Here is a 13173-nt window from a genome sequence, read left to right as displayed (position 1 = left end):
CTTAATACAGCGAATGCCTCGAATCCCCTGTTGGGAGATTCGAGGCATTCGTCGTTTTCAAGCCGAAGCCAGGCTGCTTACGCGACGGCCTTGCGGATAGCTGCTTCGAGCACGTTGAACGCATCTTCGAGCAGTTCGTCGCCGATTACCAGTGGAGGCAAGAGGCGGACCACGTTGCCGTAGGTACCGCAGGTGAGGATCAGTACGCCCTGGGCCAGGCATTCGGTGGCGATGGCCTTGGTCAGCTCTGCGTCTGGCTCCTGGCCGCCGGCCTTGACGAATTCCATGGCCACCATGCCGCCGCGGCCACGGATGTCACCGAGTTCCTTGATGTCCTTCTGCAGTGCGCCAAAGCGGGTGAAGAACTTCTCTTCGATCTCGCGGGCACGGCCTGCCAGATCCTGCTCTTCCATGAACTTGATGGACTCCAGGGCTGCGGCCACGGCTACCGGGTTGCCGCCGTAGGTGCCGCCCAAGCCGCCGCCGTGCACCGAGTCAAGCAGTTCGGCGCGGCCGATGATGCCCGACAGCGGCATGCCGCCGGCGATGCCCTTGGCCAGGGTGATGATGTCAGGTTCGATGCCTTCGATGTCCGAGGCGAACCAGGCGCCGGAGCGTGCGAAGCCGGCCTGGACTTCATCGGCAACGAAGACGATGCCGTTTTCCTTGGCCCATTCGGCGATGCGTGGCAGGAAGCCGGTGGCTGGGACGATGAAACCGCCCTCGCCCTGGATTGGTTCGATGATGATCGCAGCGATCTGGTCGCCGCCGATCTGCTTCTCCATGGCCAGGATGGCGCGCTCTGCTGCTTCCTTGCCGGAGATGTTCGGGTTCTCTTCACGGTATGGGTAGCTCATTGGCATGCGGTAGATTTCCGGTGCCAGTGGGCCGAAGCCGCGCTTGTACGGGGCTGCCTTGGCGGTCAGGCCCATGGTGAGGTTGGTGCGGCCGTGGTAGGCGTGGTCGAAGGCCACTACGGCCTGGCGGCCGGTGGCAATGCGGGCTACCTTGATGGCGTTCTCTACCGCTTCGGCGCCGGAGTTGAAGAAGACTGCGCGCTTCTCGAAGTTGCCCGGGGTGATGGTGGCCAGCTTCTCTGCCAGTTCGATGTAGTTCTCGTACGGAGCAACCATGAAGCAGGTGTGGGTGAAGCGGGCGGCCTGTTCGGCCACAGCCTTGGCAACAGCCTGGTTCGAGGCGCCGACAGTCGTCACAGCGATGCCCGAGCCCAGGTCGATCAGCTGGTTGCCGTCGACATCAACAATGATGCCACCATCAACATCCGCTGCGTAGACCGGCAGGCTGGAAGCGACGCCAGCGGCAACTGCCTTGGCACGGCGTGCAGCCAGTTCCTGCGACTTCGGGCCGGGGAATGGGCCGTTGATCTTGCGCTGCTGATCAATGCGGTAGGTAACGTCCATGTGTTGTCCTTCCAGAACTTGTTCACGAGCTTGGTCGCTCTGATTTCTCTCTACCTAGAGAGTATTCTTCTCATGACCATGCGACTACGAGGATCGGCACAACGACCTCCGTGTCGCGTAGTGCATTTGCACAGAAAAAGACCTCTGCGTTTCAAGCTGTGCTTGCTACGCAGAGGTCTTCAATTCAGCTGATGCCTGCAGGTATCAGTTGCCTGCCGAGCCAGCTGGCTCGATTACATCATCGTCGTGCTTTTCAGGGTGTCGATTCAGGCTGATCAACGCGACGGCCAGGCCGCCCCAAATGGTCAGCATGGAAATGATCATGAAGACAATCGCAATAGCGCTCATGGCTAGTATTCCTTTCCGGTGACTTCAGGAACTTCTTCAGCTTCGACATTTGCCCGATGCTGATCGAATTCAGGATCATTGATCTTCGAATTCCGGCTCCATGGAACCAGTGAGAGCAGAACCGCGCCGACAATCAGCAAGCCGGCCATGCCCCAGCCGAAGACTCCGTTGAACCAGACCGGGTAACCGCTGTAGGACTCGGCCATCTTGCTCTGGACTTCATTGATCAGCATGTAGCCCAAGGCTGCCGGGCCGATGCCGCCAACCAGGACCATCCAACCGGTACCCAGCTTGATGGAGCTGTGGCGGTTCAGGTGCTTGGCAAGCTTAGGCAGCATGCCCAGGCCAGCGCCGAAGACAATCACGATCACCAATGCACAGGCAAGGATGCCGAACTGGTTCACGAAGGCGTCCATGGTATCGAGCAGGTACAACCCGGTGGTGGTTGGGAACAGCAGCATGGAAATCAATGCCACTGGGAGGACCACGACCAGGGTCGCGGACTGGCGCTTCCAGCCCAGCTTGTCCTGGAACGCGGCAACGATGACTTCAAGGATGGAAATCAGCGAGGTCATGCCCGCGAACACCAATGAACCGAAGAAGAGCACGCCGATGACGCTGCCCAGCGGAGCTTGGGACACGATGGTCGGGAACGCGATGAATGCCAGACCAATCCCCGAGGTTGCGACCTCGTCGACGGAGCTGCCCGCGTTGTAGGCCATGAAGCCCAGGGCCGCGAAGACGCCGATGCCGGCCAGCAGCTCGAAGCTGGAGTTGGCGAAGGCTACGACGTAGCCCGAACCGGTCAGATCGCTCTTGCGCTTCATGTACGACGAGTAGGTCACCATGATGCCGAAGGCTACGGATAGCGAGAAGAAGATGTGGCCGAAGGCTGCCGCCCATACCGATGGGTTGGACAAGGCCTCGAAGTTCGGGGTGAAGAAGGTGTTCAGGCCATCGACTGCACCTGGCAGGAAGACCGACTGCACTACCAGAACCAGGAACATGATGATCAGCAGCGGCATGAAGATCGCGTTGGCTCGCGAGATGCCCTTGTTGACACCGGCAACCATGATCACGATGGCCAACAACCATACGCACAGCATTGGGAAGAAGACGCTGCCAACGAAATCGAAGCCAACGGTAACTTCATCCTGGACCTGCAAGAAGTCGCCCATGAAGAATCCGCCCGCGCCGTCCGCGTTCTTCTCCCACGACTTGGTGATGGAGAACCAGCAGTACATCGCGGCCCACGCAATAATGGCTGCGTAGTAGATGGCGATGACGAAGCAGATCAGTACCTGCCACCAGCCCAGGACCTCAGCCTTGCGGTTGGCGCGGCGGTACGCCAGCGGAGCCGAGCCGCGGTAGCGATGGCCGATGGAATAGTCGAGGAACAGCAATGGGATACCAGCGCAGAGGATTGCGACCAGGTATGGAATCAGGAATACGCCGCCGCCGTTTTCGTAGGCGACGTAAGGGAAACGCCAGATGTTTCCCAGACCAACGGCCGAACCAATCGCTGAAAGGATGAACAACTTTCGGGAGCTGAAAGTTTCACGCTTTTCGGTTGCGAGTGGAGCGCCCTGTGATGAAGATGGAGTGCTCATGTGTCTAAGCTACTGCAAAGTTTCACATTATGGTCATTTTTTGGGTCCGCGTGTCCACGTTTTGAGCATTTTGCTAAACTGGGAACTTTTCGCCATCAGCCTAGAATGGCTGTATGGCAATTAGCTTACGCGGTCTCCTGGAACATGACGAGCTCGATCTCAGACCGCTGACCGAACACAAGCACCGCGGCGACATGGTTATCACATGGGGAGCCGTGACCGAACTGCTGGACCCTTCGCAGTTCCTCACCGGCCGGGAAATCGTCTTGACCACCGGGGTGCGCCAGAAGACCAAAGCCGCCCAGCGGCAGTTCGTCAAAGTCCTTGCAGCCAATGATGCCGTGGCTTTGGGCTTTGGTACAGGGCTGGAGCACAATTCGGTACCGCAAGCCACCGTTGAAGCCGCCCGCGAAGTCGGGCTGCCGGTCTTTGAAGTCCCCTATCAGATTCCTTTCGCCGCGATCACCCGGCTGATCGCCGAAGCCTTGAATTCTGATCACCTCAAGCGTGTGGAAAACCTGCTGAAGTCCCATCAGAAGCTGGCCCAGACGCTCCTGTCTTCGGACTTGGACAGCATGCTTGAAGATCTCGAACGCATGCTCGGCACCCAAGTGGCGCTGACCCTGCACGGTGAAGTGATCAGCGGCGACTTTGACCCGGCCCGCTCGTGGCATTCCCGCCCGGTAGCCACCGGACTGCGCGATAAGTGCACCCTGCATATTGCAGAGCCATATGTGCACCAGCCCGTGGTCGATTACGCGCAGTCGCTGATTGGACTGGAATTGGCTAATAAGGCGCGACTACGTGCCTCCCAGCGCCAAGCCAACGGCCAGGTGCTTGAAGATCTTGCCGCCGGCACCTTGGTCGGCGCTGATGCTGCGGGACGCTTGGGGGCACTGGGTTTGAATCTCCAACGTGAGCATTCGGTCATCCTGGTTCAGGCTCCATCCCATATCGAACGGCTGCAGACCCTGCCTTTGCCTGCCGACCTTTCTTCCCAGGTCTCGGCCATGGTCGATGACCGCTTGGTGATCGTGGTTGCGCACAGCAAGCTGCAGCTTTCAATCAAGCATCTGGATGAGTACCTGCTCACCGCCGGCGTTCCAGCCCGCGTGGGTTATGGAGGCCGCTATGCAAATACCACCGGCATCCGCTGGAGCTATTTCGAGGCCTTGGAGTCATTGCGCCATGGCGAACGGATCAATGAACCTACTAAGCTTTCGCTGACCTCGTTGCTGCTTGCGGCCCGGGATGTGCCGCTGCAGGATTTGGCCATCGAAGCGCTGGGGCCTTTGCAGGAATTCGATGCATCCCACGATTCTGATCTTCTGCTGACCTTGCGCGAATACCTGAACCGCGACGGATCGGTGGGTGCAGTGGCGGAGTCCATGAGCCTGCATCGCAATACGGTGCGCTACCGGATCCAGCAGATTTCAGAGCTCTCGGGCTACGACCCAAATGTGACTAGCGACCGAGTCCAGCTCTGGATCGCGTTGAGCGCGCTTGAGCTTGGCTAATCTCGATAGGATAAAGACATGGCAGACATGTTTCTAGAGAAGTTCTGTTCCCTGGTTCCCAAGTACTTGGAAGACCAGTGGAACGAAGCCGACGGCTTGAGCGCTGAAGAATTGCGTGAAGGACTGGCGCAGTCCGAAGTTTCCATTCCTTTTGTCCTTGAAGAGTTCTATCGCGCTCTGGGCAACAATGAAGACTTCATGGAGGCCTACCACTACTTCTTCGACCCAGAAGAACTGGAAATTGAAGACGGCTACCTGCTCTTCCTAGAGGATGAGGAAGAGAAGTTCGTTTGGGGCTTCAAGGCTTCCCAGCTCGATGTTCCGGATCCGATTGTGTACCGCCGCAGCAATGCCAAGGGCAAGTGGACCAGTGAAGAAGGCACGTTCAGCGAATTCACCCTGGACATGTTCACCTGGGTATTTGAAGAGCTGGCCGCCGAATTGGAGGACTAGTGCTCCACCGTTCCCATGAACCAGCCAACTACCAATGTCCTTTCTGCGAGCTGGTCAATGACCTGCCTTTCAGCCAGGACAACTTGTGCGCGCCCACGGATCTGATCTATCAGACAGATCTGGTGGCGGCCATCATGGCTTGTGACGGGTTCGGGAACTACGGCGGGCATGTAATGATCATTCCCACCGCGCATTTGGAAGCGCTCTACGATCTGGATGAGGCCACCGGTGCGGCGATTATGCGCGAGACCAAGCGCGTGGCCTTAGCGATGAAACTTGCGTGGAATCCAGAAGGAACGAGCACCCGGCAGCATAATGAACCAGCGGGAAACCAGCATGTGTGGCATTACCACCAGCATGTTTTCCCCCGCTATGCCGATGATGAGCTGTATCGGCAATTGCGCCACCGGGTATCCATCGAGGACCGGGCTGCCAAATCCCGCGAGCTGCGCCAAGCGCTATTCTCGGGTGAGCATCCGATGCCGCTATCCCCGGAAGGCATCATCAGATAAGCCGCTTCGCTGATTAAGCACGAAATCCCCGGAAGACTTTTACAGTCTTTCGGGGATTCGTTGTTTCAAGCTTCTTTAGGCTTCGCGGGTGACTACCGCATCAGCAAAGGAAATCAGTGCCTGCTTCACGGTTCCTTCTGGCAGTGGCGCCAAGACGGCAATCGCGTCATCGGCCCACTGGCGTGCGGCCTTCCATGCATCATGGATGGCCTGGTGCGCGGTGACAGCTTCTACGGCGGCAGCCAAGGCTTCGTCGCTGGTCAGATCAGCGTCAACCAGCTCGATAGCCTGCTGTGCCTGCACATCCCCGTTGGCAGCGGCCTGGCGCAGCAACAGGATCGGCAGGGTTGGTACGCCCTCGCGCAGGTCGGTGCCCGGGGTCTTGCCCGAGTCAGCTTCCTTGGAGGCCAAGTCAATTACGTCATCGGCAACCTGGAAGGCCACGCCCACCTTTTCGCCGTATTCGCGCAGCACGTCGATGAATTCCGAGGCGCCGCCGAAACGAGCACCGAAGGCGCCCGAGGTCGAAAGGAGCGAAGCGGTCTTGTCACTGATCACCTGGATGTGGTGCTCAATGACGTCATCGCCTTCGCGCGGGCCGATGGATTCATGCAGCTGTCCAAGGCACAGTCGTTCGAAGGTGCGCGACTGCCACATGACCGCTTCCGGGCCCAGCTCGGAGCCGAAGACCGAAGCACGGGCGAAGATCAGGTCTCCGGCCAAGATGGCTACGGAATTGCCCCAGACTTCGTGGGCGGTCGGTGCACCACGGCGCATTGGAGCGGAGTCCATAACGTCATCGTGGTACAGGGTAGCCAGGTGGGTGAGCTCCACGACGGCCGCGGCCTTGATGACATCGTCATTCACGCCTTCGCCCAGCAGGGAGGTCAGCAGCACCAGCAGCGGGCGCACGCGCTTGCCGCCGGCTTCAACCAAGTGGCGGCTGGAGGCGTCAATCAACGGATCAGAGTTTGCCAGCGCATCGCGCAGCAGCTTCTCCACCTTTGCCATGCCGATGGAAATAGCAGGACCGAAGTCCGGGTCCTCGGCCAGCAAAGCGAAGCCCGAGGGAAGATTGATGGCCGCAGCTAATGCAGCGGTTTCAGGATTCAGCTCAATCGAGTCCGACACGTCGTGTCCGGCTGCGGTCCAGTTGCTCTTCGAATCAGTCACTGTTCTACGGCTTACTTATCTTTCATCGGGTTGGCCATCGCGGTATGCGAAGACTTTCTTGCCTGCAAGATGCACGCAAACATCTCTTCACTCTAGCCGATGCTTTCCACTGCACGTTGCTGGCACGGCCAGACCGGGTCAACCGGCCTGATGCCAACGACCTAAGAGGTCGATTTAGAGTTTACCGGGTTCACCCAGCACTTCGAACCAGACCCGGCCGATCTCACAGGGGTGACCACGGACACCCGCAACCCTTTTTCCCCGGCGTTGCGCGGTAGGCTTAGCCTTATCATGTCTGCAGATTCGCCTGTTCTCAGCGCCAGCGCTCATCAGCCGTTGGCTCCTGTTCTCACCAGCATCACCTTTGAATATCTTGATGCTCCCGAAACGCTAGTTGCCGACTCATTGCGTCACCGGAGCATGGTTTGGACCCGCAACGGCCACGGCTTGGTCGGTTTTGGTACCGCCGCCCGCTTGCACACTCATGGTGAAGAGCGCTTTGCGCGTGCCCGCGCATGGTTTGCACAGGTAGTTGAACAGGCGCAGATCGTTGACCCGATTTCCCGCCCCGGCAGCGGACTGGTCTCTTTCGGCTCTTTCGCATTCTCCTTTACCTCCGTCTTCGAATCACGCATGGTGATCCCCCAGCTGGTGATTGGCCGTGATGAGGAAAAGTCATGGATCACCGTCACCGGCAGCTCCAAGGAACTAGAAGGCCTGACCTATCAGCAGGCCTTGGCTCGCGCTGAAGCGGCCATGGCTGATGCCTCGGCACCAAAGTCCGCACCTGGCCGGATCGAGTTGACCAGCGGACAGCTGACTGCCGGCTCTTATCTGCAAGCCGTTGACCAGGCCTTGAGCCGTTTCGAGGAACGCGGCATTTCCAAGTTGGTACTGGCTCGCGATGTCTTGGCCCATAGTTCCACCCCTATCGACTTGGCTGGCGTCATGGCCGCATTGACCGAACGCTACGGGAATTGCTGGACCTATTCGGTTGACGGCTTGGTTGGAGCCACCCCGGAGATGCTGGTGCGCGTGACCGATGGCTTGGCCGAGGCCCGGGTATTAGCAGGTACCTTGGACCGTGCCGCTGCGGGCGCGCAAGAACCTGGCTTTGCCCAGCGCAATCTTTTTGAAGACCCGAAGCAGCGCAATGAGCATCAGCTGGCGATCGATTCGCTCACCGATTCCTTGAATCCAATTTCCCACGGCATGAATGCGCCGGAAGAACCGTTCATTCTGGAACTTCCCAATGTGTGGCACCTGGCCAGCGATGTGCGGGCGCAGTTGCGCGCCGATACCGCTGGCGTACTGCCTACGGCGCTGGATGTCGCCGAGATCTTCCACCCGACGGCTGCGGTTTGCGGCACCCCGACCAAGAAGGCCGGGGTTCTCCTGCGCGAGCTCGAGGGCCTGGACCGCGGACCATACGCCGGTCCGGTGGGTTGGGTTGACAGCCGTGGAGATGGCGAGTTCGGCATCGCCTTGCGCGGTGGAATCCTTGAAGATGAAAAGCTCATGCGCCTGTACGCGGGCTGCGGCATCGTGCCCGGTTCGGTGCCCGAGGATGAGTTGGCCGAGTCATGGGCGAAGATGCGTCCAATGCGCCAGGCCCTCGGAGCCGAGTAGGCACAGGCCGTGCAGTGCATGGCGGCCATCCGCGACCAGCTGAGCACAACTAATGCTTACTCTCGGCGCGACATGTGTGAGGTGTATCTCAGCCTAGTGCTACCCCGGTTATGATTGTGGCTACGCACTGATCCACTCGCATTACCCGAAAGTAGGTTCTGATCCTATGCGTAGTCTCAAGAAGAAGTTCGCCTCCGCTGTTGCCGTCACCTCCGTTGCACTGCTGGCACTGACTGCCTGCGGTTCCGACTCCGGCTCAGATGCAGATGCAGAAGCTGGTTCGTTCCCACTGAACGAAGGCAAGCTCACCATTTGCTCGGATATTCCTTACGAACCATTTGAATTCGTCAAGGATGGAAAGAATGTTGGCTTCGATATGGATATCGCAGCCGAGATTGCCAAGGACGCAGAGCTGGAACTGAACGTCATCGATGCCAGCTTCGACTCCATCGAATCAGGACTATTCAGCACCCAGTGCGATATCGCGATCTCTTCGGTTTCGATCACCGACGAGCGTGCCGCAAAGATGGATTTCTCCACCCCGTACATGGATGATGACCTGGTGCTGATTTCAGCCGATGATTCTGGCATCAAGGATCTGGAATCCGCCAAGGACAAGAAGGTCGGCGTTCAGCAGGCCACCACTGGCGAGAAGTACGCCAAGGAACAGGGCCTGACCAACATCGTTGGCTTCGAGGATGCAGGCCTGCAGACCCAGGCTCTGCTTGCCGGCCAGGTCGATGCATTGCTGGGCAACCAGTCGGTACTGGGCTACTCCATCAAGGACAAGGAAGGCTTCAGCGTTGTCGCCGACTTCAAGACCGGCGAACAGCTCGGAATTGCAGTCCCGCAGGAGCAGCCAAAGACCATGGAACTGGTCAATGGCACGCTCAAGCGTCTGACCGATGCGGGAACCATGGAAGAACTGACCGTGAAGTGGTTCGGCGAGAAGTAATTCTCACGCATCATTTGTTTTCAAAGTAAGCGGGGCAAGGACTGCACCCACAGGTCCACAGTCCTTGTCCCGCTTCCTTTATGAGAGGTAATCATCCATGGCTATGACTACAAGTCAGCGCGCCCGCATGAGCAAGACCATCCAACTCGCCATCTTCGTTATTGCGATCATCGCCCTGCTCTTTGCAGTTGACTGGGATAAGGCCGCTTACGCCTTCTTCTCGTTCGACAAATTGGGGCCGATGTTCCCGGGCATGATCCTGGTCGGTTTGAAGAACACCATCTTCTACACCATCATCTCCTTCGCCTTTGGCCTCATTCTGGGCCTGCTCCTTGCCCTGATGAAAATGGCGTCCTTCGCGCCCTACCGCTGGTTCGCAACCGCATTCATTGAATTCTTCCGAGGCATTCCAGCCATCCTGGTCCTCTTGGCCTTCGGTTTCGGCTTGCCTCAGGCCTTCGGAACCCAGTGGCCACAGCCAGTAAACGTCATGTCCGCCCTAGGTCTGGTCTCGGCTGCCTACATCGCTGAAACCCTGCGCGCAGGCCTGCAGGCAGTGCCCAAGGGCCAGACCGAAGCCGCACGTTCGCTGGGCATGCCAGCATGGCGTGCCATGGTCACCATCGTGATCCCCCAGGCATTCAAGATCGTGCTTCCACCGATGACCAATGAGATCATCTTGCTGACCAAGGACACCTCCTTGGCGTTCATCCTCGGTGCCTCGATGGCGCAGTACGAAATGACCAAGTTCGGCCGTGATGGTATTTCGCAGATTGATGCCGGCATTACCCCGCTGGTTGTCGCCGGCCTGTTCTACCTGGTCATCACCATCCCGCTGAGCTTGGTAGCCCGCAAATTTGAATCCCGCGCCGCAAAGACCAAGCGATAGATAGGACTTGAAAATGTCGACTGACACTAATGATCTTTCAGTCCATGCTTCGGGCGTGGAAATCACCGGACTGCGCAAGTCGTACGGCAGCAACGAGGTGCTCAAGGGCATTGACCTCAACGTTGCTCCCGGCGAGGTAGTCTGCCTGATCGGCCCGTCCGGTTCTGGCAAGTCCACCCTGCTGCGTTGCGTGAATCTGCTGGAGCAGCCTAATGGCGGCACCATCATGGTCGGTGGCTTCAATGCCACCGACCCCGAGGTGAACCTGGATAAGATGCGCCAGCAGGTGGGCATGGTCTTCCAGCAGTTCAACCTCTTCCCGCACCTGACCGTGCTGGAGAACTGCACCATCTCCCCCATCAAGGTGCTCAAGCGCAAGAAGGCTGAAGCTGAAAAGGTCGCACTCAGGCACCTAGAACGCGTAGGCCTGGGCGACTTCGGTGACCGCTACCCTGATCAGCTCTCTGGCGGCCAGCAGCAGCGCGTGGCCATCGCCCGTGCGCTGTCCATGGAACCAACCCTGATGCTCTTCGATGAGCCAACCAGTGCGTTGGACCCGGAAACCGTCGGTGAAGTGCTCTCCATCATGAAGAACCTGGCCCAGGCCGGCATGACCATGCTGGTGGTCACCCACGAGATGGCTTTCGCCAAGGAAGTTGCTGACCGGGTGTTCTTCATGGACGGCGGCGTCGTGGTTGAAGAGGGCAAGGCTGTGGATGTCATCGGCAACCCGCAGCAGCCGCGTACCCAGGACTTCCTGCGCCGCGTGCTGGATCCAACCCACGTGGACATCTAGGCCATAGCCAAGAAAATTCCCCTGCGCTCTCCATCTTGCCGACGGAGAACATAGGGGAATTTCTTTTGCCCTAAACCCGAGGCCAGGAAAGTTGGCCGATCTTTTGATTCAATTCAAGATTCTCTGCCCGCAGGCTACTTCTCGATGCGAGCACTTCAATCAAGCGCAAGTTCTGCGGCTTAGGTGCCGCCAATACCGCGCTCAGCTGGGCCTTGCTGGAAGCCTTGGCATACTGCCAGCCGTAGGCCTCGGCGAGCGCAGGCAGGCTCAGCTGTTGTGCAGTGGCGAAGAGCCGCTCCACGGCGTTGGCGTACTGGCCCGAAGCATCCACCTCACCGTGCTCCAAGGTGGAGAAGATTGCTCCTCCCCCATCGTTGTAGACCACGAGGTCCACCCGGGGCTGTTCTTCGCCGGGAGTCCAGGACAGCGAACTGGCATCATGGGCGAAAGTAATATCCCCCATCACTGCAAGGGTGCGTTGCTTGCTGCCTTGAGCCAGGCCCAAAGCCGTCGCGATGGTTCCATCAATCCCGGCCAAGCCACGGTTTGCATAGGCGGCCATGCTTCGTTTGGCTGCCGGGCGGGCAGCCAAATCGAAGTCGCGCACGATGTTCGAGGAGCCAAGCAGCAGTACCTCCGGGGAATGCTCCCAGATAGCTTCGGCGACATCCACCCCGGTAATGGCTGACTCATGCTTCAGGCCCTGGCGCACTTGCAGCGCCTGGGCGTCTAACTGCTGCCACGATGCCAGCCAGTTCTCCGCTCCGGTACCGGCAAACTCCTGTAATTGGCCCCACGAGCTAACCGGGGTTTCGCGGCGCCTTCCCGCCTCGTACCAGGCCACCGGTGCAGGCTGCCAAATCACCGAGTCGATCACCGGGTTGGCCAGCAGCTTGCCCACCGGACGGCTCAACGTTGGACGGCCAAAGAGCACTACGCGTTCAATGTGGTCCATGCCCACCGCAATCAGCGGGCGGTAATGGCCAATGGCATTAGCCGAGAAGCGTGCATTTGACGATGGCTCGGCAAATAATGGCAGTCCCAGTTCTTGGGCGAACCGTTGTGCTTCTGCCCCGGCGCCATGTCCGGCAATGACTACGGTCCGTCGAGGGACCAGGTCTTGGGCTGGCATTCCCAGCTGCTGCGCGGGCGCAGATCCTTGCCATACTCCAGGCTCGATTGCCGTCCATGCTTGCCCAATGATCCGCTCCTGCGGGGCGGGGACCAGCGGGTCGCGGAATTGCAGGTTCAGCTGGACTGGTCCAGCCGCGCTGTGCTGGTCTCCAGCCAACGCAGCCAATGCCTGCTGCACTTGGTCTCCGGGATCAGCCCCGGCGGCAACGTTGGCAGCGAGGCGGACGTGTTCGCCAAAGAGGTTTTTCTGCCTCGTGCTTTGGCTCGCGCCGGTGCCGTGCAATTCATCTGGGCGGTCTGCAGAGAGCACCAGCAACGGGGTGGCGGTGTGATTGGCTTCCATCACCGCTGGCAGCATCTGTCCGATGGCTGAGCCGCTGGTCGCTGCCAACGCTACCGGCCTGCCGGTGCTTTGGGAGAGGCCCAGGGCCATGAAGGCTGCCGAGCGTTCATCGATGCGTACATGGATGTCCAAGATCCCGGCAGCTTCCGCCTCGGCTGCCGCGTAGGCCAGAGGGGCACTGCGCGAACCTGGTGAAATCACCAGATCCCGGATCCCTGCCCGGATCAGCCCGGAGAGCACGTGGCGAGCTGTAGTGATGGCGCGCTGCTCGTCAGGTTGCTGCATTCCCACGCGGTGCGACTCCTTAGATTTCAAAGCTGAAGGCAATGATCCAAGTCTATGCCGTGGACCGCCTGAGCACCGACGAAGGAACAGCAATGGGCGCAGCCAGGA

12 protein-coding genes are annotated in these 13173 nt (G+C 59.2%); 7 read left to right on the top strand and 5 right to left on the bottom strand.

Annotated elements, in window-relative coordinates; all coding sequences use genetic code 11:
- Positions 1-77: 77 nt before the first annotated feature.
- From gabT to AB4Y71_RS03315, 3 genes are all read right to left on the bottom strand, one after another.
- Positions 78-1421 (bottom strand): 4-aminobutyrate--2-oxoglutarate transaminase, encoded by a 1344-nt coding sequence (gene gabT, locus AB4Y71_RS03325; protein WP_013349746.1) that lies wholly within the window; start codon positions 1419-1421, stop codon positions 78-80.
- 204 nt (positions 1422-1625) lie between these two features.
- Positions 1626-1769 (bottom strand): methionine/alanine import family NSS transporter small subunit, encoded by a 144-nt coding sequence (locus tag AB4Y71_RS03320; RefSeq protein WP_013349747.1) that lies wholly within the window; start codon positions 1767-1769, stop codon positions 1626-1628.
- Positions 1770-1771: 2 nt separating this feature from the next.
- Positions 1772-3379, bottom strand: coding sequence for a sodium-dependent transporter (locus AB4Y71_RS03315; RefSeq protein ID WP_441717970.1), 1608 nt, complete (start codon positions 3377-3379; stop codon positions 1772-1774).
- 113 nt (positions 3380-3492) lie between these two features.
- On the opposite strand from AB4Y71_RS03315, the gene AB4Y71_RS03310 reads away from it, so the two are divergent.
- The 3 genes from AB4Y71_RS03310 to AB4Y71_RS03300 are packed head-to-tail and all read left to right on the top strand — an operon-like array spanning position 3493 to position 5861.
- Positions 3493-4896, top strand: a complete 1404-nt coding sequence (locus AB4Y71_RS03310; RefSeq protein ID WP_441717967.1) for a PucR family transcriptional regulator — start codon at positions 3493-3495, stop codon at positions 4894-4896.
- An 18-nt stretch (positions 4897-4914) separates the two neighbouring features.
- A complete protein-coding gene (locus AB4Y71_RS03305; RefSeq protein ID WP_013349750.1) occupies positions 4915-5349 on the top strand; it encodes a hypothetical protein in 435 nt (144 codons plus the stop codon).
- Positions 5349-5861: an HIT family protein gene (locus AB4Y71_RS03300; RefSeq protein ID WP_134779702.1), complete on the top strand. Its 513-nt coding sequence runs from the start codon at positions 5349-5351 to the stop codon at positions 5859-5861. Before AB4Y71_RS03305 ends, AB4Y71_RS03300 begins: the two co-directional genes overlap by 1 nt.
- Before the next feature lie 75 nt (positions 5862-5936).
- Here the strand turns inward: AB4Y71_RS03300 and AB4Y71_RS03295 are convergent, their stop codons facing one another.
- Complete coding sequence (locus AB4Y71_RS03295; RefSeq protein ID WP_013349752.1) at positions 5937-7034, bottom strand: polyprenyl synthetase family protein; 1098 nt, start codon at positions 7032-7034, stop codon at positions 5937-5939.
- A 291-nt stretch (positions 7035-7325) separates the two neighbouring features.
- On the opposite strand from AB4Y71_RS03295, the gene AB4Y71_RS03290 reads away from it, so the two are divergent.
- From AB4Y71_RS03290 to AB4Y71_RS03275, 4 genes are all read left to right on the top strand, one after another.
- On the top strand, positions 7326-8663 hold the full coding sequence (locus AB4Y71_RS03290; RefSeq protein WP_441717964.1) for an isochorismate synthase: 1338 nt from the start codon (positions 7326-7328) through the stop codon (positions 8661-8663).
- Between the two features lie 166 nt (positions 8664-8829).
- Entirely contained in the window at positions 8830-9618 is a 789-nt protein-coding gene (locus AB4Y71_RS03285) for an ABC transporter substrate-binding protein (protein ID WP_134779700.1), read from the top strand.
- A gap of 97 nt (positions 9619-9715) precedes the next feature.
- A complete protein-coding gene (locus AB4Y71_RS03280; protein WP_441717960.1) occupies positions 9716-10507 on the top strand; it encodes an amino acid ABC transporter permease in 792 nt (263 codons plus the stop codon).
- A gap of 13 nt (positions 10508-10520) precedes the next feature.
- Positions 10521-11303: an amino acid ABC transporter ATP-binding protein gene (locus AB4Y71_RS03275; RefSeq protein WP_134779698.1), complete on the top strand. Its 783-nt coding sequence runs from the start codon at positions 10521-10523 to the stop codon at positions 11301-11303.
- A 70-nt stretch (positions 11304-11373) separates the two neighbouring features.
- Here the strand turns inward: AB4Y71_RS03275 and menD are convergent, their stop codons facing one another.
- A complete protein-coding gene (menD, locus tag AB4Y71_RS03270) occupies positions 11374-13065 on the bottom strand; it encodes a 2-succinyl-5-enolpyruvyl-6-hydroxy-3-cyclohexene-1-carboxylic-acid synthase (RefSeq protein WP_441718493.1) in 1692 nt (563 codons plus the stop codon).
- Positions 13066-13173 lie beyond the last annotated feature (108 nt).

This window comes from Glutamicibacter sp. MCAF14, from assembly GCF_052114325.1.
Lineage (GTDB): Bacteria > Actinomycetota > Actinomycetes > Actinomycetales > Micrococcaceae > Glutamicibacter > Glutamicibacter arilaitensis.
The sequence above is the reverse complement of the archived record's forward strand: the minus strand, read 5'-3'. Positions and strand labels throughout refer to the sequence as shown.